The 19,734-nt window shown below is 63.2% G+C and carries 22 protein-coding genes and 1 tRNA gene; 15 read left to right on the top strand and 8 right to left on the bottom strand.

Annotated features, from left to right (window positions below; genetic code table 11):
• Positions 1-29 precede the first annotated feature (29 nt).
• Entirely contained in the window at positions 30-248 is a 219-nt protein-coding gene (locus tag ACESL9_RS01475; protein ID WP_372612891.1) for a dodecin family protein, read from the top strand.
• Positions 249-299: 51 nt separating this feature from the next.
• On the opposite strand, the gene ACESL9_RS01470 is transcribed toward ACESL9_RS01475, so the two are convergent.
• The gene (locus ACESL9_RS01470) at positions 300-1,151 is read right to left on the bottom strand and encodes a hypothetical protein (protein WP_372612889.1); all 852 of its coding nucleotides are present in this window, start codon (positions 1,149-1,151) and stop codon (positions 300-302) included.
• Between ACESL9_RS01470 and ACESL9_RS01465 the strand changes: the two genes are divergently transcribed.
• A complete protein-coding gene (locus tag ACESL9_RS01465) occupies positions 1,125-1,880 on the top strand; it encodes a Crp/Fnr family transcriptional regulator (RefSeq protein WP_372674418.1) in 756 nt (251 codons plus the stop codon). The two genes, ACESL9_RS01470 and ACESL9_RS01465, sit on opposite strands and share 27 nt — an antisense overlap.
• Positions 1,881-1,989: 109 nt before the next feature.
• Here the strand turns inward: ACESL9_RS01465 and ACESL9_RS01460 are convergent, their stop codons facing one another.
• The 3 genes from ACESL9_RS01460 to ACESL9_RS01450 all read right to left on the bottom strand — a co-directional run bounded on the left by ACESL9_RS01460 (position 1,990) and on the right by ACESL9_RS01450 (position 4,773).
• On the bottom strand, positions 1,990-3,513 hold the full coding sequence (locus ACESL9_RS01460) for an AAA family ATPase (RefSeq protein ID WP_372612885.1): 1,524 nt from the start codon (positions 3,511-3,513) through the stop codon (positions 1,990-1,992).
• 107 nt (positions 3,514-3,620) lie between these two features.
• A complete protein-coding gene (locus tag ACESL9_RS01455) occupies positions 3,621-3,992 on the bottom strand; it encodes a hypothetical protein (RefSeq protein WP_372612883.1) in 372 nt (123 codons plus the stop codon).
• Between the two features lie 79 nt (positions 3,993-4,071).
• A complete protein-coding gene (locus tag ACESL9_RS01450; RefSeq protein ID WP_372612881.1) occupies positions 4,072-4,773 on the bottom strand; it encodes a glutathione S-transferase family protein in 702 nt (233 codons plus the stop codon).
• 192 nt (positions 4,774-4,965) lie between these two features.
• Here ACESL9_RS01450 and ACESL9_RS01445 point away from each other — a divergent pair, with 192 nt between their 5' ends.
• Both ACESL9_RS01445 and ACESL9_RS01440 read left to right on the top strand, forming a co-directional pair.
• Positions 4,966-5,772 carry a mechanosensitive ion channel family protein gene (locus ACESL9_RS01445; protein ID WP_372612879.1) on the top strand — a complete coding sequence of 269 codons (807 nt, stop codon included), beginning with the start codon at positions 4,966-4,968 and terminating at the stop codon, positions 5,770-5,772.
• Between the two features lie 163 nt (positions 5,773-5,935).
• Positions 5,936-6,012: transfer RNA gene (locus ACESL9_RS01440), tRNA-Met, on the top strand.
• Positions 6,013-6,128: 116 nt separating this feature from the next.
• Here the strand turns inward: ACESL9_RS01440 and ACESL9_RS01435 are convergent.
• Entirely contained in the window at positions 6,129-6,905 is a 777-nt protein-coding gene (locus ACESL9_RS01435; protein WP_372612947.1) for an enoyl-CoA hydratase, read from the bottom strand.
• Between the two features lie 67 nt (positions 6,906-6,972).
• Positions 6,973-7,824, bottom strand: coding sequence for a bifunctional DNA-formamidopyrimidine glycosylase/DNA-(apurinic or apyrimidinic site) lyase (gene mutM, locus ACESL9_RS01430; protein ID WP_372612877.1), 852 nt, complete (start codon positions 7,822-7,824; stop codon positions 6,973-6,975).
• A gap of 81 nt (positions 7,825-7,905) precedes the next feature.
• Between mutM and ubiE the strand changes: the two genes are divergently transcribed.
• The 5 genes from ubiE to ACESL9_RS01405 all read left to right on the top strand — a co-directional run bounded on the left by ubiE (position 7,906) and on the right by ACESL9_RS01405 (position 13,498).
• Complete coding sequence (gene ubiE, locus ACESL9_RS01425) at positions 7,906-8,649, top strand: bifunctional demethylmenaquinone methyltransferase/2-methoxy-6-polyprenyl-1,4-benzoquinol methylase UbiE (RefSeq protein WP_372612875.1); 744 nt, start codon at positions 7,906-7,908, stop codon at positions 8,647-8,649.
• A gap of 10 nt (positions 8,650-8,659) precedes the next feature.
• Positions 8,660-10,192 carry a 2-polyprenylphenol 6-hydroxylase gene (gene ubiB, locus ACESL9_RS01420; protein WP_372612873.1) on the top strand — a complete coding sequence of 511 codons (1,533 nt, stop codon included), beginning with the start codon at positions 8,660-8,662 and terminating at the stop codon, positions 10,190-10,192.
• A 134-nt stretch (positions 10,193-10,326) separates the two neighbouring features.
• Positions 10,327-12,468 carry a YjbH domain-containing protein gene (locus tag ACESL9_RS01415; RefSeq protein WP_372612871.1) on the top strand — a complete coding sequence of 714 codons (2,142 nt, stop codon included), beginning with the start codon at positions 10,327-10,329 and terminating at the stop codon, positions 12,466-12,468.
• The gene (locus ACESL9_RS01410) at positions 12,465-13,148 is read left to right on the top strand and encodes a YjbF family lipoprotein (RefSeq protein ID WP_372612869.1); all 684 of its coding nucleotides are present in this window, start codon (positions 12,465-12,467) and stop codon (positions 13,146-13,148) included. Before ACESL9_RS01415 ends, ACESL9_RS01410 begins: the two co-directional genes overlap by 4 nt.
• A gap of 8 nt (positions 13,149-13,156) precedes the next feature.
• A complete protein-coding gene (locus tag ACESL9_RS01405; RefSeq protein WP_372612867.1) occupies positions 13,157-13,498 on the top strand; it encodes a hypothetical protein in 342 nt (113 codons plus the stop codon).
• Between the two features lie 233 nt (positions 13,499-13,731).
• Here ACESL9_RS01405 and ACESL9_RS01400 read toward each other — a convergent pair whose 3' ends face one another.
• Together ACESL9_RS01400 and ACESL9_RS01395 are read right to left on the bottom strand one after the other, a co-directional pair.
• On the bottom strand, positions 13,732-14,412 hold the full coding sequence (locus tag ACESL9_RS01400) for a flagellar hook capping FlgD N-terminal domain-containing protein (protein ID WP_372612865.1): 681 nt from the start codon (positions 14,410-14,412) through the stop codon (positions 13,732-13,734).
• Between the two features lie 15 nt (positions 14,413-14,427).
• Complete coding sequence (locus ACESL9_RS01395; protein ID WP_372612863.1) at positions 14,428-15,831, bottom strand: flagellar hook-length control protein FliK; 1,404 nt, start codon at positions 15,829-15,831, stop codon at positions 14,428-14,430.
• 111 nt (positions 15,832-15,942) lie between these two features.
• Here ACESL9_RS01395 and ACESL9_RS01390 point away from each other — a divergent pair, with 111 nt between their 5' ends.
• From ACESL9_RS01390 to ACESL9_RS01365, 6 genes are all read left to right on the top strand, one after another.
• Positions 15,943-16,260 carry a rod-binding protein gene (locus ACESL9_RS01390; protein WP_372612861.1) on the top strand — a complete coding sequence of 106 codons (318 nt, stop codon included), beginning with the start codon at positions 15,943-15,945 and terminating at the stop codon, positions 16,258-16,260.
• Positions 16,250-16,615 (top strand): flagellar export chaperone FlgN, encoded by a 366-nt coding sequence (gene flgN, locus ACESL9_RS01385; protein ID WP_372612859.1) that lies wholly within the window; start codon positions 16,250-16,252, stop codon positions 16,613-16,615. Before ACESL9_RS01390 ends, flgN begins: the two co-directional genes overlap by 11 nt.
• A gap of 216 nt (positions 16,616-16,831) precedes the next feature.
• Entirely contained in the window at positions 16,832-18,061 is a 1,230-nt protein-coding gene (locus ACESL9_RS01380; RefSeq protein ID WP_372612857.1) for a flagellin, read from the top strand.
• Positions 18,062-18,144: 83 nt separating this feature from the next.
• On the top strand, positions 18,145-18,522 hold the full coding sequence (flaF, locus tag ACESL9_RS01375) for a flagellar biosynthesis regulator FlaF (protein WP_372674417.1): 378 nt from the start codon (positions 18,145-18,147) through the stop codon (positions 18,520-18,522).
• Positions 18,519-18,923, top strand: coding sequence for a flagellar biosynthesis repressor FlbT (flbT, locus tag ACESL9_RS01370; RefSeq protein ID WP_372612853.1), 405 nt, complete (start codon positions 18,519-18,521; stop codon positions 18,921-18,923). The genes flaF and flbT overlap by 4 nt, the downstream gene beginning before the upstream one ends.
• Positions 18,923-19,729 (top strand): DUF1217 domain-containing protein, encoded by an 807-nt coding sequence (locus ACESL9_RS01365; protein WP_372612851.1) that lies wholly within the window; start codon positions 18,923-18,925, stop codon positions 19,727-19,729. Before flbT ends, ACESL9_RS01365 begins: the two co-directional genes overlap by 1 nt.
• The last annotated feature ends 5 nt before the right edge of the window (positions 19,730-19,734 follow it).

Raw genomic sequence — 19,734 nt, 5'->3', positions numbered from 1 at the left:
GACGCCCCTGCAGCGAAGGGAGATGATCAATGTCCATGCTCAAGGTTGTTGAAGTGCTCGCGGAATCGGAGAAAAGCTTCGAAGACGCGGCCCAGACCGCCGTCACCAAGGCGTCGGAGTCGGTGCGCAACATCAAATCCATCTATATCAATGAAATGAACGCGTCGGTTGAGAACAACAGGATCGTCAGCTATCGCGTGAGCGCGAAGATCAGTTTCCTGCTGGAGGATCAGCCGGCTGGCGGATGACTGCCGACCGATAGGGGCACGCATGTCACATATGTGTCCCTGCCGCAGCGTTCAGACCGGAACGTCATCCTTCTCTCTCTTGGTCGGTTTTGCCGATTTCGCGATCTCTTCGAGGCTGTCTTCGCCGGCTTCCAATTCCGCCCGGCCGAAGCGGCCGGCGCAACGGGCACAGAAATCGAACCACTCCCGGGTATCCTCGGCGATGCGCTCCATCGACTGTTTCTGCCATTCGGCGACCGACCTCATGGCGTGCACCGGGTCCGAGGATCCGTTCGCCGAAATATCCTTTGCCGTCTCCAGAGCCGTGCGCGTTGCTGTGTGGCGTCTTTCAAACCAATGCCTTGAAAAGGTTTCGGACTCGCCAAGGATGTCTTTCTGCGCTTGCCAGAAACGCTCGGCTTGTGGTGCGATCAGTGGGATCATCCCGAGCATATTCTGGGATTGCGAGAAGAAACTGGTGACCGGTGGCGCGTCGGGCTTTCGGGGTGCCATTTCATTGCTCCTGAGATGTAAATCGAATCGATTCTCCGAGAACCCGATTTTGACATCAGCCTCGCCATCCGCATTAACTTGCGTAAAGAACATCAAGTCGCGAGTTGGCGGCCCGTGCTGATCGGCGCTGGTCCGCTCGTTTCGCCGGCTGGCAAGATCATGCGCCAATGTGCTGAATCCAAACGCTTCTAGTAGCGGTTGCCATGCCGAAATCTTCCGGTCGGCAGGGGGGATCCCTGATGTGTCGAAAATCAAGACCTGGAAGGCCGTTATCGGTATAATGAATTTCATATAGAAAGCGGGATCGTCCTTGCCCTGTCCGCGCTTCCAGGGTCGTGGGATTGGCTTTTCCTGCAAGAATGAATTGGCCCCGGAGGCGATGCTGTGGTGTTTGCTGAAAATCAATATCAAGAAGGTACGCGCGATACCGCGTGGGTGTTTCCCGGAACCGCTCTCGATGGCTTTTCATCCGGCCTTGAGAGCCTTTTCAGCCAGCATGTCCTCCGTTTGCCGAACAGATGCACGCTGTTGATCGAAGGCGACGAGTGCCGGGCTGTCTATTATGTGCGCGCAGGGTGGCTGGCGCTGTCCAAGGCGCTTGAGGGAGGGCAGAACCAGATCATCGACTTTGCTCTGCCCGGCGATATCGTCGATCCATCCGGGGCCGATGGCGTGACCGCGTCGGTGACCGTCGAGGCGCTGACCGATGGTGCGCTGGCGGCCATGCCCTATCGCAGCTGGGAAGCCATGACCGGCGAGCAGCCCGCACTGCACCACCTGGCGCATCGCATGGAATCGGCGATGCACGCGCGCCGCGCCGAGCGGATGTTGCGCCTTGGCAGGGGTGCGGCCGAGATGCGCCTTGCCTATGCGCTTGTCGAATTCTGCATCCGGATATCTCCGGACAGCGACGGCAGGAATTGCGAATTCCATATTCCCCTGACACAGCAGCAGCTCGGCGACTATGTCGGGTTGTCATCGGTCCATGTATGCCGAACCCTGCGGCGCATGGCCCGCAATGGAATCCTCGAAATGCGCGATCACATGGATATCCGGGTTCTCGATCCCCGATCCCTGGCCTGCTTGGCCGGTGTCGATGTCGAGGCGCTCAAACGCGCGATCATGCCCCAAGGGGCATAGGCGCGCAGGCGTTTCGCCGGGGAAGGGTCCGAGCCGGAACAGGTAAAGGCCGGATGCCTTGACCGGAATGTTGGAGGGAACCGAGGATGACCGGGTGCCTGCACGCCGGTCAGATCCGCAATGCGGCGCGTGCCCTCTGCGCGACTGCTTGTCTTTCCGCGCCGGCCTCGATCTGCACCCAATCTGCCGCCACCTTCCCGGTTTCAACCTGCTTGCGCACCACCGTTTCATCGGCGTCCGAGGCATCGCCCTGGCGTGACGAGACCCGCGACATCAGCGTTGCAAGATCCGCATGCAGCCACAGCCCGGTGAGCTTTACACCTTGGCGCTGCGCCAGTTCGGCCAGGCCCTGGCGCTCCTCGGAGCGTGCAAAGACCGCATCGGTAATGACGGAATGCCCGGCCTCCAGGACGCGAACGGCCTGGTCCAGCAAGCGACTGTAAACGCGCTTGCCGGCAGCGGCGGAATAGGCGCTTTGTGGAAGGCGCGACAGCGGATCCACCCCGAACATCGCCTTGCGCTCCAGATCGCTGCGCAAATGGATCGCACCGGGTGCCGGGGCAATCAGAGGCGCCAGTTGCCGGGCGAGGGAGGTCTTGCCGGTTCCCGAAAACCCGCCGATCGCCACCAGCCGGGGTGCAGGTGGCGCCAGGTAACCGAGCGCATGATCGAGATAGGCCTTCGCCGCTTCGACATCAGCGTCGGACCCTCCCTCCTTAAGTTGCGCCGCCTGCACCTTGACCATCGCCCGAATGCCCGCTCGGAGCCCCAGGAACAATGGGAGCAACACCAGGCCATCAAGATGATCGGGCTGGCGCGCCCGGTTGAGATAGGCATTCAGCACGGCATTCGCGGCCCCCGACAGCCCGCGATGCAACAGGTCCATGATGATGAATGCCAGATCATAGAGCACGTCGAGCGTGCCCAGACGCTCGTTGAATTCCAGGGCGTCGAATGGCACCGGCCGGCCGTCGAGCAGCACCATGTTGCCCAGATGCAGATCGCCATGCCCTCTCCGGACATGCCCGGCCCGGCCCCGGCCGGTCAGAAGCGCCGCGTTGGCCCCGATTTGCGCCGCGACACTGCTATGGAACGCCTCGATACGGGCCGGGCCGAATACGTCCGCCATGCCCGCGAAGGCATTGTCCAGCTCGCTCGCGATTTCTGTCACAAGTTCGAGGCCGTCCGCGGATGCGATCTCGGCCCGCGCGTGATAGTCGGCGATGCTGTGTCCGATCTCTTCCCCCAGCGACCGGCTGATCGCATGGCGCGCGGCCAGCGCCGTCAGTTCCGCCTCGGCCGGAAATCGCCGCATGTGCAGGCACCATTCGACGACCTCGCCGTCGCCGTCCAGTTTCAGGCTCCCATCGGATTGCCGTGTGACCGGCAAAAGACCAAGATAGATCTGCGGTGCCGCGGGCTTGTTCAATTCAAGCTCGCGCCGCAGTATCGCCTCACGCTTCTCCAGCGTCGAGAAATCGAGATAGTCATAGGTGATGGGGCGCTTCACCTTGTACGCCGTATCACCGGCCAGGAACACGATCGCGGTATGGGTCCGCACAGTTTCCACCTCGACGCCCGGCCCATGGATGTCCGGGGCAGACAGGAATTCGACAATCTCCTCGAAAGACATCCGCCACTCACTGCAACATGCTGTTATCTTCGCCAGAATAGCCTGATCTGCGCCGAATGGTATTCTTTCAAATGGCATTCCTTAAGATGGGTCGCGCCTCTCGGCGCTCAGGGTTCGAGATCGAAGGTGAATACCTCTTCGCCCCAGCCATCCTCGGAACAACGGGCGCGGATCTGGATGCGGCGCAACCCGTCGGGCAGCATCACGTTATAGAGCGAGCGGGTAAAGGGCTGTTCCTCGACATGCGGATGCGCGAGTTCGCGGAATCCCAGCCGGTTGCCTGCATCGTCGAGCACCTCCCAGGCGTCGGCAAAGTGATCCCAGCCTGCATCGGGATGTTCCAGCGTCACGTCGATTCGCCAGTCCATGCCTGTGCGTATCGCTTCGACAGCGAGGATTTCCGGAGCCTCGGGCCGCGCTGAGGCAGGCAAGAGCAGGGCAATGGCAAGGGCGGCGGGGAGGGCGCGAGGGCGGGTCATGGACACCAGTGTAGCAGCGCCGGGCGATCACCGGCATCTCAATTATTCGTGTCAGCGGCGTGGTTCGTGGAAACCTGTCTCAGACCTCGCGCGGGGGGATGTTGATGGCACGCCTGATCGCCGGGCGATCCATGAAGCGGTCGAACCAGGCCACGACATTGGGCCGGCTGTCCAATTTCACCTCTGCCTTGGCGCCATAGAAATCCAGCGCGCGAAGCCATGGCGCGTTGCAGATATCGGCGATGGAATAGTCGTCCATCAGCCACTCACGACCTGCCAGTCGCGTTTCGAGCACATCGAGCAGGCGCATGGTTTCTTTGAGATAGCGTTCGACCGGGCGCCTGTCGTCGATATCGGCACCGCCAAAGGCGAAGAAATAGCCCAGCTGTCCGAAGATAGGGCCGATCCCGCCCATCTGGAACATGACCCATTGCAGGGTCTGATAGCGTGCGGCAGGGTCGGGGGAGAGAAACTTGCCGGTTTTCTCGGCCAGATAGACGAGGATCGCCCCGGATTCGAAAAGTTCGAGCGGCTGACCGCCCGGGCCATCCGGGTCGATGATCGCGGGGATCTTGCCATTGGGATTGAGCGACAGGAATTCGGGGCTTTTCACATCCGCATCCGAAAGCGTGACCCGGTGCCATTCATAGGGCAGGCCGGTCTCTTCGAGCATGGCCGAGACCTTGATCCCGTTCGGCGTGGGAAAGGAATAGAGTTGCAGGATGTCGGGATTGGCGGCGGTCCAGCGGGTGTTGATCGGGTGGTCGGTGATCATGGACATGGGGATCTCCTGACATGTTCGGGGGAAAGTAACCGGAAACACCCGTGAAAACAGACCCGAAATCATGTTTATTCATCATGGGTTCGATGCAATGCTGCGGGTAACGGGTTCGGTCGTTTTCTTCCTGTGCGAAGGGGCCGGGTAAAATCAACGTGGCGTGATGGCGCGCCGGGTCACAAGGAGACAGGACAGATGGATCAAATGATGGGAATGGCAGGAAGCTGGGGGCCGATGGTGATTGCGGCGATCAAGGCGCTGATCGTTCTGGTGATTGGCTGGATGGTGGCCGGGATGGTGTCGGGCACGGTCCGGCGGAAGGTGAATGCCAATCCGCGGATCGACGACACGCTGGGCAATTTCGTGTCCAGCGTCATCAAATGGGTGATCCTCTTGATGGTGCTGATTGCGGTTCTGGGGCTGTTCGGCATTCAGGCGACATCGCTGGTGGCTGTTCTGGGCGCCGCGACGCTGGCCATTGGCCTGGCGCTTCAGGGCACGCTGAGCGATCTGGCGGCGGGCTTCATGATCATCCTGTTCCGGCCCTACAAACTGGGTCAGTATGTCGATATCGGCGGCACGGCGGGGACGGTGACGGATATCAACCTTTTCATCACCGAGATGACAACGCCCGACAACGTGCAGATCATCATGCCCAACGGCCAGGCCTGGGGGTCGATCATTCGCAACTTCTCGCATCACGCGACAAGGCGCGTCGACATGGTGTTCGGGATCGACTATGGCGATGATGCCGAGGCGGCCAAGGCGGTGATCCTCGAACAGGTCGCGGCGGATGCGCGCGTTCATCCCGATCCGGCGCCGTGGGTGCGTGTCACCAACCTGGGCGACAGCTCGGTCGATCTCACCTTGCGGGTGTGGTGTGCGGCCGGGGATTTCTGGGATCTCAAGTTCCATCTCACGCAGGCGATCAAGGAAGCCTTTGATGCCAAGGGCATTACCATTCCCTATCCGCATGCGGTGGAGATCCAGAAAGCCGAGTGACCGGATCGTGCGCCTGCGGCGCGCATGATGCCTCGTCTTCGGCCATCCGGCCTCATCCTCGGGTGGCCTCCGGCGGGAGTATTTGGGGCAAGATGAAGGCTCAGGGTGCAATTCCGTTTGACAGGCCGCGGAAGCGAGTCTAATTGAGCGGCTCGTGTGAGATGGCGTGGTAGCTCAGCCGGTTAGAGCACAGCACTCATAATGCTGGGGTCGGCGGTTCAAGTCCGCCCCACGCTACCACACGCTCTTTCCCCGATGGAAATGACGTGCATGGCGGGCCACAGCCCGTGACCGGCGCAAATGAAGAAGGCCCGGTGCGATCCGCATCCGGGCCTTGTGCGTGCTCTGGGGCGCGATCATCGATCGCGGAATTGTGGCTCGCGTTTTTCCAGGAAGGCGGACATGCCTTCCTTCTGGTCCCCGGTGGCAAAGAGCGCGTGGAACACCCGGCGCTCGAACAAGAGCCCTTCGCGCAGCGTGGTCTCGAAGGAGCGGTTGACCGATTCCTTGACCGCCATGGTGGCGATCATGCTTTTCTCGGCGATCTTCTGGGCCGCGCCCATCGCCTCTTTCATCAGCTCCTTGGCGGGGACGATGCGGCTGACCAGCCCGGCGCGCTCGGCCTCTTCGGCATCCATGAAGCGGCCGGTGAGGTTCATGTCCATCGCCTTGGCCTTGCCGATGGCCCGGGTCAGGCGCTGGGTGCCGCCGATCCCGGCCATCACGCCGAGGTTGATCTCGGGCTGGCCGAACTTGGCATTGTCGGCGGCGATGATGAAATCGCACATCATCGCCAGTTCACAGCCGCCGCCCAGCGCGTAGCCGCCCACGGCCGCGATGACGGGTTTGCGCACGCGGGTCACGGCATCGGTCTCGTCGGTGAAGAGATCCGAGGTGAAGACGTCGGTGAAGCTCTTCTCGCTCATCATCTTGATGTCTGCCCCGGCGGCGAAAGCCTTGTCGCTGCCGGTCAGCACGATGCAGCGCACCTTGTCGTTGGCTTGTGCCTCGGTCATCGCCTTGGCCAGTTCCGTGAGGAGCTGGTCGTTCAGCGCGTTGAGCGCATCGGGGCGGTTCAGACGGATGAGGCAGACGTGGTCTTCTACTTCGACGATGATCGTCTCATAGGCCATGGTCATGTCGCTTTCGCTTGTTTCGGTCTAGGGGAGATTCCTTACCATTGTGGCGGGGTGGATCAAGTTATCTTTGGCATTGCGGGCAGTGAAAGGACGACCGCCCCGATTGCACGGTGCGGCGAATCGTGGCCGTGCAGCCGGGGGTGCGGCAGGGCTGGCCCGCGCGGTCGTAAACGTCGAAACGGTGCTGGAAATAGCCCAGTTCGCCGCTGGTCCGGCGAAAATCCCTGAGCGATGAACCGCCCGCCTCGATCGCCTCTTGCAGCACGGTGCGGATGACCGGAACGAGTGCCGCCACCCGCGCCGCCGAGATTCGCCCGGCACGGCGTGTGGGCGCGATATGGGCGCGGTAAAGCGCCTCGCAGACATAGATGTTGCCCAGGCCGGCGATGATGCGCTGATCGAGCAGGGCCGATTTGACCGGGGTGTTCCTGCCCCTGAGCGCGGCGACGAGGTACGCCTCGTTGAAGGCATTGCCGAGCGGCTCGGGGCCGAGCCTGGCCAGCAGCGGATGGGCATCGGCCCGGTCGGTGGGCAGGAGGTCCATCGCGCCGAAGCGGCGCGCATCGTTGAAGGTGATCCGCGCGCCGTTCGCCATGTCGAGAATGACGTGATCGTGTTTTTCGCGGGCCGGGTGGGTGTGGACAAATTGTCCCAGCGGGTCGCCCGAGACGGTCATCCGCCCTGACATGCCGAGGTGAATCAGCAGCGAGTCCCCCCCGTCGAGATCGGCGAGGATGTACTTGGAGCGTCGGCGGAGGCGTTCGACACGCCGCCCGGTCAGGCGTGCGGCGAAATCGGGCGGGAAGGGCCAGCGCAGATCTGGGCGGTTGACCTGCGCATGCGTGATGACCTGCCCCTCCATCGATGGAGCAAGACCACGGCGGACAGTTTCAACCTCGGGTAACTCGGGCATGGGGCCTCGCGGTCATCGGGGCGCATTGTGCGCGCGTAACGCCGCGTATAAGAGTGGGCGGACAGCATCAAGGCAAGCCAAATGACCGGGAAGACCACGCATTTCGGATTTCAGGATATCCCCGAGGCAGAGAAGGCCGGGCGTGTGCGCGGCGTGTTCGGGTCGGTCGCGTCGAAATACGACGTAATGAACGACGCGATGAGCCTTGGCATTCACCGCATCTGGAAGGATGCGATGATGGACTGGCTCGCCCCCCGACCTGGACAGCGGCTTCTGGATGTGGCGGGTGGCACGGGCGACATCGCGTTCCGCTTTCTCAAGCGCGCGGGGCATGGGGAGGCGACGGTGCTGGACCTGACCGAGCCGATGCTGATCGAGGGGCGCAAGCGGGCCGAGGCGGCGGACCTGGCGCACAGTCTTGACTGGGTGGTGGGCGATGCGATGGCGCTGCCCTTTGATGACAACGTTTTCGACGTCTACACGATCTCGTTCGGCATCCGCAACGTGACCCGCCCGCAGGAGGCCCTGAACGAAGCGTTCCGCGTGCTCAAGCCGGGCGGGCGGCTGATGGTATTGGAGTTCAGCCAGATTCCCAATGACCTGATGCAGAAGATCTATGATCTTTATTCCTTCAACATCATTCCGCGTATGGGTGCGGCGATCGCGAATGACCGCGATTCGTATCAGTATCTTGTTGAATCGATCCGCAAGTTCCCGGATCAGGAGACGTTCCTCGACATGGTGAAAGCGGCCGGGTTCGAGCAGGCGAAATATCGCAACCTGTCCATGGGCATTGCCTGTCTGCATTCCGGCTGGAAGCTGTGAGGCGCGCGGGATGAGGGGTCCGCACAATATCATCCGCCTGATCCGTACCGGTGCGACGCTGGAGCGGACCGGGGCGATGACGGTGATCCTCGATGCGTTCGAGGCGCCGAAATTCATGCGGATGGTGCTGCGCGCGCTGGTCTGGCCGGTGCAATTGCTGGGCGAAAAGGGGGATCCCGCGATGCCGCCCGCGACCCGCGCGCTGAGCGCGCTGGGCCCGGCCTATATCAAGTTCGGGCAGATCCTGAGCACCCGGCCCGACGTGGTGGGCGACGAGCTGGCCCGGCATCTGCGGGTCTTGCAGGACAAGCTGCCGCCCTTTTCCATGGCCGAGGCGCGCGCAACGGTTCAGGATGCGCTGGGCCTGCCCGTGGGCGAGATTTTCGACAGTTTCAGCGAACCGGTGGCGGCGGCCTCGATCGCGCAGGTGCATCGCGCGCGGCTCAGGGACACGAGCGAGGACGTGGCGGTCAAGGTGCTGAGGCCGGGGATCGAGCGGGCGTTCCGGCGCGATATCGACGCCTTTTACCTTGCCGCCGATGTGATCGAGTTCCTGTCGCCTGCATCGCGGCGCTTGCGCCCGCGCGATGTGATCACCCATTTCGAGGGCGTGGTTCGCGGCGAGCTCGACCTGCGGCTCGAAGCGGCCTCGGCCAGTGAATTCGCGGCCAACACTTCAGAAGATGCAGGCTTTAGTCTGCCGGATGTGAAATGGCCGTTTTCGGGCCGTCGCGTGATGGTGATGGGCTGGGCCGAGGGGGTGGCGCTGGGCGACAACGCGGCGCTGGATGCGGCCGGCCATGATCGTCGCGCGCTGGGCGAGCGGGTGTTGCAGCTTTTCCTGAGCCATGCGTTGCGCGACGGATTCTTTCATGCCGACATGCATCAGGGCAACCTCAAGGTCGCGGCGAATGGCGATATCATCGCCTATGATTTCGGGATCATGGGGCATATCGACGAATACACCCGCCGGGTCTATGCCGAGATCCTTTATGGTTTCATCCAGCGCGATTACAAACGCGTGGCCGAAGTGCATTTCGAGGCCGGATACGTGCCCGCCGATCAGGACGTGGACGCCTTTGCCCGCGCACTCAGGGTGGTGGGCGAGCCGATTTTCGGCATGGACGCGAGCCAGATCTCGATGGGGCGGCTTCTGAGCTATCTCTTTGAAGTCACGGAGCGTTTCGGAATGGAAACGCGCACCGAGCTGATCCTTTTGCAGCGCACGATGGTGGTGGTCGAGGGGGTGGCGCGATCGCTGTCGCCCAATCTCAACATATGGGACGTGGCCAAGCCCATCGTCGGCGACTACATCCAGCAATCCATCGGCCCCAAGGCGCTGGCCCGGGACATGGCGAAAACCGCGCGGGTGCTGGCGCGGTTCGGCCCGCGCCTGCCCGGCATGGTCGAGGCCGCGCTCATCCGGCAAAGCCTTCCGCCTGCCCCGCCCCGGCCCGAGACCCGTCCATGGGTGCACGCGCTTTGGCTTGTCGGTGGTGTGGCGCTGGGAGCGGGGGGCGCTGCGCTTGTGATGTCACAATGACGATCTGCGGCGCGCTCATTTGCACTGGCAGATTTGTGACAGTTTGGCGGGCGCGTGTTTCACGGTGAAATGGGCTGTTTTTTCACGGTGCAGTATCGCATAAGCTGTCATGGATTAATTGGAGTGGCAGCGCGATGCGGGTTACGACGCCGGCGATGATTGTCGGGTTTGTGGCGATGGTGCCGATGGCGGCCCATGGTGACAACCTGACCACCAGATCGAAGAACATGTATGGCACGCCCGGTGGGTTGATCGACATGCCCACGGCCGAGATGGCCGAGGACGGGGAATTGTCCGCCACGGTTTCGCATTTCGGGGACACCACCAAGACGACGTTGAGCTTTCAGGTCGCGCCGCGCCTGACCGGATCGTTTCGCTATTCGTCGTTGCGCGACTACCGTCCGGGACGGGGCGGGGCGAATCCCTATCCCAATTCGTCCTATTATGACCGCAGCTTCGATCTGCGCTATCAGGTCCTGACCGAAGGGGACTACTGGCCGGCGGTGGCGGTCGGTTTGCGCGATTTCATGGGCACCGGGCTTTACGGCGGTGAATACGTGGTCGCGACCAAGGAGATCGGATCGCGGCTGCGCCTGACCGGTGGAGTCGGTTGGGGACGGCTGGGCAGTTTCGACAGTTTCGGGAGCACCGGCACCCGCCCGACAGGCGTGATCGGCTCCGGCGGCATTCCAAACACAGACAGATGGTTCCGCGGGCCGATGTCGGGTTTTGGCGGGCTGAGCTACCAGGCGAGCGAGCGGCTGAGCTTCAAGGCCGAGTATTCGACCGACGCCTATCTCGAAGAGCGTGGCGCCGGGCAGGACCCGGGGGCGAACCTGTTCCGACGTGAAAGCCCGTGGAATTTCGGCCTCGATTACCAGGTCAGTGACAGCATCAACCTCGGCGCCTATTACATGTATGGCTCGGAAGTGGGGGTGCGGATGAGTATTGCACTCAACCCCAAGGCATCGCCGGTACCGGGCGGGTCCGATACGGCCCCCGTGCCGGTTTCGGTGCGCCCGGAGTTCTCGGCCCGGGATCTGGGCTGGGCCGACACGCCCGGTGCCCGCGACACGTTGAGCGACGAGGTTGCGCAAAGCCTGGCCCGGGAGGGGCTGATCCTCGAGGGGATGGAGGTCGACTCCCGGCATGCGCGGGTTCTCTTGCGTAACCACCGCTGGGATGTCGAATCTCAGGCCGCTGGCCGTGCGGCTCGCGTTCTGAGCCGCGTGATGCCGGATTCGGTCGAACATTTCACCATCGGGCAAAGCTATCGCGGCATGCCGGCCGGTGCGGTGACCATGCGGCGAAGCGATATCGAGGCACTGGAAAACGCGCCCGCCGCAGAGATGTTCGATCGCGTGACCTTCAGCGGCGATGGCGCGGCATGGGCGGGAATGGACGTTGCCCCGGACAATTATCCGCGGCTGGAATGGAGCCTCGCCCCGTTCTTGAAACTCGGTGTTTTCGATCCGGATTCGCCGGTCAAGGCAGATGCGGGGGTGCGCCTGTCGGGCGACTATCACGTCGCGCCCGGCTGGGTCCTGTCAGGCGCTGTGTCGGTCAAGGCGGCGGGGAATCTCGACGATCCCCCCAGTGGCCGGTCGGGGGCGGGTCCGGGCACGCTGCCAAAAGTGCGCTCGAACGCGCGTTTCTATTCCGAGGGCAACGACCCGCGGCTCGATCACCTGACAATCGCGAAATACGGCCGGCTGGGTGACGACTGGTATGGCCGCTTGACCTTCGGCTACCTCGAACAGATGTATGCCGGTGCCTCGGGCGAGGTCCTTTGGAAACCGGTGGACAGCCCTCTCGCGCTGGGCGCCGAGTTGAACTATGTCGCGCAGCGCGACTTTGATCAGGGTTTCGGACTGCGCGATTACGATATCGCGACCGGCCATCTGTCGGCTTATTACGATTTCGGTAACGGCTTTCACGGTCAGCTTGACATGGGCCGATACCTTGCCGGCGACTGGGGGGCCACCGTGGCGCTTGACCGGGAATTCGACAATGGCTGGCGTGTGGGGGCCTATGTGACCAAGACCGACGTGTCGGCCGCCGCCTTTGGCGAGGGATCATTCGACAAGGGCATCCGCATCACCATTCCGATGAGTTGGGCGATCGGTTCGGCCACGCGGAAGAAAAACGACCTCATGATCCGGTCGCTGACCCGTGATGGCGGTGCGCGCGTCAATGTGGATGGTCGGCTTTACGAGGCGGTGCGCGACACCCACCGACCGCAGATGGCCAAGACATGGGGGAAATTCTGGAGATGAAGCGTTCACATGTCGGCCTGCTGTTGAGTGCCTGCCTTGTCCTTGCCGCCTGCGGCAACCGGCCCGGCCAGAGTCAGCTCGAGGTGCTCAGGACTGCGGCCTCGGACGTGTTCACGTCATCGGGACAGGAAGACAACGGCGGCGCCACAGCCGAACAGATCGCGGCCGAGATTGATGCAGGGCTCAAGGGCACCGATCTGCCGCTGAGCCTTGCCGTGGTCGAGGCGCGCAACAGCACGACGCTTCTGACCCGGATCGAGACCAATGGTCCCCATGGCACATGGGCCGCGCCCGACCGTCGGACGATCACCATGAAGGACGGGCTGATCACCGCGACGCGGGGGCTCGGAAATGACATCATGTCATCCGAAACCGACGAGATTGCCGCGCTCGTCACCGCGCGGCGGTCGGGGCAGGCGCAGCGCGTTCACCGCTATCTCGACGGAGAAAACCACACGGTGGAGATGCGTGCGACGTGCCGCGTGACCCGTGGCGGCGAGAAGTTGGTCGAAAGCGTGCGGTTCAAGGCGAGAGCGATCGAGATGACCGAAAGCTGCGACACCGGAGCGCGCAGTTTCGTGAACACCTACATGGTCGACACGCGGGGCGACGTCGTACAGTCGCGCCAGTGGGCGAGCCCCGATACAGGACACATCTTTATCCAGGCCCTGCGCAAGTAAGTGACCAAATGAAAACGGCGGCCCGAAGGCCGCCGTTTCTAAAAACCGGTCGCCTGTCGGCGATCGTTTCAGGTTCCGTCGCTTGCGGCAACGGCAACGGCCACACCGACGACGGCGACGGCTGCAACACCTGCGCCACCGGCGCCAAGGCCAAGCCCGGCACCTTGGGTCGACACGAACGGATCGTCCTGGGTCTTGGTTTCAGCGGCAACCGGCAGTGCGGTAGCAGCGGCGAGAGCAGCAACGGCTGCGATCGTCGAAATCTTTTTCATAACTTTCTCCAAACCTTAGTTGAGTCGGCAAGTGCCAACGTGACCGATAACACTATCGCACAGTATCATTCAGCTTGAAAACAGATTTTTGCGGTGCCGGCGTTTCCGTTTCGATCTGCTCCAATCTTGGGCAGAACCGTGCTGATTTTCCGCGATACGGCGCTGTGCTGCGTTGCATTTTTGCATCGACGTGGCTCGGTGACGTGGAATTGCCGCGAAGCGGTCAATCCTATGAATGCCCGGTGTTCCGGCATGATTGATTCGCCAAGAGGTTGTCGGGACAGGCTGTTCAGGCCGCTCGCTTCGCGCGCTCAGGTCGGGTGGCGCAGCGCCAGAACATCGTCTGCGGCGACCGTCGCGCCACCATCGAGGACAAGCTGCAAGCTGCCCTCCACGTTCTGCGCCTCGATCACCCTGGAATAGGTTTCGACCGGGGTCGTGGAAACGGGTTCTCCCTTCGCGAAATTCTCGACCGTGAAACTGTAAAGCCCCGGCGCCAACGGGGCGCCGTCCGCGTCGACCCCGGCCCATGCCACCGGGCCACCGGCAAGGTCGAGCGGGTGACGCTGAACCTCGGTTCCGGTCTCGTCGTTGACGACAAGCCATGCCGCATCGGCCTGCGGGTCGACCTCGGGTGCGAGGTTCAGGGGCGCGCCATCGAACCGGGCCGCGGCGGTGCTGCGCACCTCCATTCCCACCAGCGAGGCAAGCTGTGTCACGCCCGACGCCGCGATATTCGCCGCCAACCCGCTCAGCAGATCATTGGTCAGAACCTGCTGTTCGACAGATGAGAACGTGGCCAGTTGCACCGCGTAGTCCGAACTGTCGATCGGATTGAGGGGATCCTGGTTCTGCATCTGGGTGGTCAGCATTTCCAGGAAGGTCTGAAAATCCGAACCGATCACGCTTTGCGTCTCGCCGGATCGGGCGCGCGCACTTTGCGCGGCGGCGGCGTGGGAAGTTGAGGAAAGGGGCGTTGTTGGGTCTGTCATCATGCGCTGCTTTCGTTAAAGGCGGATATCGATCGAGCCGCTCGCAATGTGGGCCGAGAGCGCGCGCGCAGGCGACGCGTCTCTCTCGGGCGCGCCCGGGTGCTGGCCTGCGTCGGCGTGTGTCGGGTCTTCGTCCGGCGCCGGGTGCCCGCGCCCCTGGCGCTGGCCTTCGGGGCCGAAGTCGAATGTGATGCTGCCATAGCCGATCTGCCGGAACTCTTCCGCCAGAAGGCCGATATGTCGCCGCATGAGGTCAAGCGTCTCGCCGCGTTCCGCGGTGATGCTGACCGAGATCGCACCCTCGGCCTGGATCATGGTCATTCGCACCCGTCCAAGCTCTTCGGGGTTGAGCCGGACCTCGGTCGCCTGCTGCGGCTGCGGGGCGAATTCGGCGATCTGGCGGGCGATATGCTGTGGCAGGTCGGGACCATGGCGCGCGATGAGCGGACCCGAGGGGCGCAGGTCTCGCGTTGTGGTCTCGGCCCCCGAGAGTGCGGCGAACTCTCCCAAAGGGTCAGCCAGGCTGGCACGGTCGCTTCGGTTCGAAGCGGTCGCGGGCAGGACCGACTCGGCGGTGGCGGCCAACAGTGGGAGGACGGCAGGCTGCCGTAGCGATGTCACCAGCCGTTCCGGACCTGGCACATGCGGTGTGCCGGACTGGCCTCCGGCCATGTCGGCAGCCTTGCGTTCCGCGCCGGGGATCGGCAGAGGCTCTTTGGTGCCTTGCTGCCGTGTCGGGGCATTTTTTGAAATTTCGGTGAGCCGGGCCCGCGCCGCGTTCGAGGCGATGGCTTGTGCCGGAAGTTGGATGTCCGGCCGCGCCAATGCGGCGGCGCGCGTTGCATGGTGGTCACTGCCCGTTTCGAAGAGCTTGTGCACCGGAGTGGCGAAACCCTCGCCCTTCGGGGGGGTGGGAATGCCGTCTGTTCCTCCTGTCCGCGGTGGCATTGACGACTGCTGTTTCTTGCCGGATGCCGCGGCCCTGTGATCAGGGCCGGGCCTGTCAGGGAGCGGCGCCGGAGCCGCGAAAGCCGCAGCCGCTGTCGCGGGCTCTTCCTCACGTGCCGCTGGATGCGGCGCGGTATCGGGTTCGTTGGCAATGTCGGGATGGGTTGCCTGCATGGTCGCCGGGTTGGTTTCGTCCTCTGCGCCGGGGTCCGTGATCCCGGGCCGAGGCGACGTTTCCGTTCCCTCGTCCCGTGCGCCCGACACGCCCAGATCGGGTGCCGGCTCAGGCGCCTGGGGGGCTCTGCCCGGATCGCCCACTGAAGGTTGGGCGGGGCGCTTGCCCGCTTGCATCATGTCGGAAAAGCGCAGCGCATCCGCCTGCCCGTCCGGTGCCCGCCCCTGCGCGTGGGCCCCGGGCGTGCGATCTGCCGCTTGCCCGCTCATCACCGAATTTGTCGTGATTGCCGTCATCTGGCCCTCGAAGTTCTTCCATTACGGGCCAAGCATTCCAGATTGCGGTTACCGGTTCTTTACCCGGCATCGGGTACAACGAAAAAAAACCGATCAATTGGAGGCATGTGAATGACCGATCTTCCCATCCTGCCCCATGCGCCCGCGGGGCTCTCCGGCGCGGTCGCGCGGCCGGCCACGGAAAACCGCGCGGCACGGGATTCGGACCTGTTCGCGGCCGCGCAGAAACTCGAAACCGTCTTTCTGTCCGAAATGCTCGAAAGCGCCGGTTTCGGGGAGCCGCGCGAGAGTTTCGGCGGCGGTGCCGGCGAAGCGCAGTTCGCTTCGCTCCTGCGCGACGCACAGGCCGCGGAAATGGTCAAACAGGGCGGGATCGGCCTCGCCGAGACGCTTTTCCATGCATTGAAGGAGAACAGGGATGACAGATGAAACCGGCTCGCGCCATGATGCAGTCGAGGCGCTCGTGGCGCTTCTCGAGGCGGAAAGGGCGGCACTGCTTGCAGGTGATTTCGAGCGGCTGATCGGGATGCTGGATGACAAGGCGGCGTTGATCGATCAACTGGATGCGGCCGATGACCTGACCGAAGACATGCTTCACGCGGTGCGCACCCGGCTCGAACGCAACCAGGCGCTTCTCGACAGCGCGCTTGCGGGGATCCGCGGGGTTGCCGGGCGAATCGGGGCGCTGCACCGGATGCGCCGCTCGCTTGACACCTACGACCAAACCGGCCGCCGCACCACGATCGAGGGCAGCATCGACCACGTTGTCGAAAGACGCGCCTGAGAAACACTCGAAATCACCTAAAATGCAGGCAAGATCGGGAACGGAACTTAGGAAACCATTAGGATGTATGCGGACATGGTGGGCGGGCATCCAGACGGATGGCGCGGCATCGCGATCGGCGGTGTTGCACGTGTCAGAACGACCTGGCTCCGACCGCGTGAGCGGCGGGATATGAAACGGGCGCAAAGCGTCCAATGACCAAGGGAACGCAACACCATGTCCAGCATTCTGACCAACAACAGCGCAATGGTCGCGCTGCAAACCCTCAAAGGCATCAACAAGAACCTTTCCGGTGTCCAAAGTGAGATCTCGACCGGCAAATCGGTGGCCTCGGCCAAGGACAACTCGGCCGTGTGGGCCATTTCGAAAGTGATGGAGTCCGACGTCAACGGGTTCAAGGCGATCTCGGACAGCCTTGCGCTGGGCGAATCCACCGTCGCGGTGGCGCGCAATGCCGCCGAATCGATTACCGATCTGCTGACCGAGATGAAGGGCAAGATCGTCGCCGCGCAGGAAGACAATGTCGACCGCGCCAAGATCAACGACGATGTGACCGCGTTGCGCAACCAGATCGACTCGGTCGTGAGTGCCGCCCAGTTCAACGGGTTGAACCTTGTCGACGGTTCGACGGCCTCGGCTGACATCCTGTCCTCGCTTGATCGCGATTCAACCGGCAATGTCTCGTCGTCGTCGATCACGGTAACGGCGCAGGACCTCTCGACCGGCGGATATACCGCGATTTCCGGTTTCGAGGGCACGAACACCGACGGTGTCGCGGCCGACAACCGCGACACGTTCGGCTTTTCGCTCGATGCCAATGGTGGCACAGACGACAGTGGCCAGATCGAATTCGATACGCTTGCCAATGCGGGCTACAGCGCCGGCGACAGCGTGAGCCTGCGGTTGGGCGAGACCGAGGTGACCTATACCATCACCCAGGCCGATATCGACGCGACCTCGACCAATGACGTCATTGCCCTCGGCGTGAAATCGGCGATCGAGGCGTCTGATGCCGACGTGTCGGTCGATTACGACGCGGCAAACAGCGGTCGCCTGGTCGTCACCAACGAGGATGGTACCGATGGCCTGTCGGTCAGCGGCCAGTTCACCAACGCCGGTTCCGGCGGGCTCGGTGCGCTGTCGGCGATCGACGTGTCCTCGGGTGCAGGCGCGACCGCCGCGCTCGGCTCGATCGAATCCCTGATCGATACTTCCATCACGGCCGCTTCCGCTTTCGGCTCGGTCGAGGGGCGGATCAACACCCAGTCCGAGTTCATCTCGAGCCTGACCGATTCGCTCAAGTCGGGGATCGGGGCGATGGTGGATGCCGATATGGAAGAGGCTTCCGCCCGGCTTCAGGCACTTCAGGTGCAACAGCAGTTGGGTACACAATCGCTCTCGATCGCCAATCAATCTCCGCAGGCACTCCTGTCCCTGTTCCGCTGATCTGAACCGGCCCGGGCGCCACGAACCGGCGCCCGGGCCATTCTGCCTCGCATGCAGTAACAGACAACGGAAAGGACCGAGCCTTGCAATCTCAAATGATGGCGCGTGCCGCCTATTCCACCCAGAACACACCGATCCGCACGCCCCGCGGCACCGAATACGATGTCGTCGCGCGCGTCACACAACGGCTGCGCGCCGCGGCGCTGCTCGGACGGCCCGGCTTTCCGGCCCTGGCCGAGGCGGTGCATGCCAATCGCCGCCTCTGGACCATGCTGGCCGCCGATGTTGCCGATCAGGACAACCCCCTGCCGGCCGAACTCAGGGCGCGAATCTTCTACCTGGCCGAATTCACGCACGATTACAGCGGCCGGGTCCTGAGCAAGGAGGCCAGCGTCGCGCCGCTTCTCGAGATCAACGCCGCGGTGATGCGCGGCCTGCGCGCCGGGGGGGCGGGGGAATGAGTGGCCTTGTTCTCAAGCTTGGTCCGAAGGAACGGGTCCTCATCAACGGTGCGGTGATCGAGAATGGTGACCGCCGGTCGCGCCTGTCGATCATGTCGCCCAATGCCAATATCCTGCGCCTGCGCGACGCGATCCATCCCGAAGAGGCCAATACGCCGGTGCGCCGCGTCTGCTATGCTGCGCAGCTTGTCCTGACGGGCGATGCCACGCCGGATGACGCGCGCATGCCCCTCTTGCGCCGGATCGAGGAGTTGAGCCAGGTGCTGACCGATCATGACAGCCGCCGGCAATTGGCGCTGGCCACCGAGGCCGTGCTGGACGCGCAGTATTATCAATGTCTCAAGGCGCTGCGCGCGCTCTTGCCGCGCGAGGAACGGCTCCTGGCCGCCGGGGTGCAATGATGGCGTTCCAGCCGGTCATCCCGTCTGGCGGTCTTGTCGGCTGGCGCTTTCTTCAGCAGACCCGCCCGACACAGGAGGCGGCCTTTCGCGCCGCTCCTGCAATCCAGCGCGACACCGAATATTTCAAGGAGCGGATCGGCCGGATCGACACGGCCGCAGAGCTTGTCTCGGACCGGCGGCTCCTTTCGGTGGCGCTGGGCGCCTTCGGGCTTCAGGATGACATAGACAATCGCTATTTTGTCCAGCGCATGCTCGAAGACGGAACGATCAAGCCCGATGCGCTGGCCAACCGGATGGCCGATGACCGATACAAGTCCTTTTCCAAGGCGTTCGGGTTCGGCGATTTCTCGGTGCCGCGCAGCAAGCTTTCGGATTTCGCGGACGGGATCGTCGACCGCTACCTGTCGAAATCCTTTGAAGTGGCGGTGGGCGATCAGCAGGAGGAGATGCGCCTCGCCCTCAACGCCCAGAGCGAATTGCCGCGCATCGCGGGGGAGGGCGGCACGAATGAAACGAAATGGTTCCGCGTGATGGGTAACGCGCCCTTGCGCAAGGTGTTCGAGGTTGCGCTGGGCCTGCCCGGGAGCTTTGGCCAGATCGACCTCGACAAACAGCTCGAGATCTTTCGCGACAAGGCCGATGGCCAGTTCGGCAGCAGCGAGATCGACGAGATCGCCACGCCCGAGAGCCTTGATCGCATTATCCAGCGGTTTCTCGTGCGCTCGCAGATCGACACCGGCCCGGCCAACACCGCGGGCAGTATCGCGCTCACGCTCTTGCAGTCGGCGGCGGCGGACCCTGTGTGAGCCGA

It is taken from the genome of Aquicoccus sp., assembly GCF_041686535.1.
In the GTDB taxonomy this organism is placed as follows: domain Bacteria; phylum Pseudomonadota; class Alphaproteobacteria; order Rhodobacterales; family Rhodobacteraceae; genus Aquicoccus.
The sequence above is the reverse complement of the archived record's forward strand: the minus strand, read 5'-3'. Positions and strand labels throughout refer to the sequence as shown.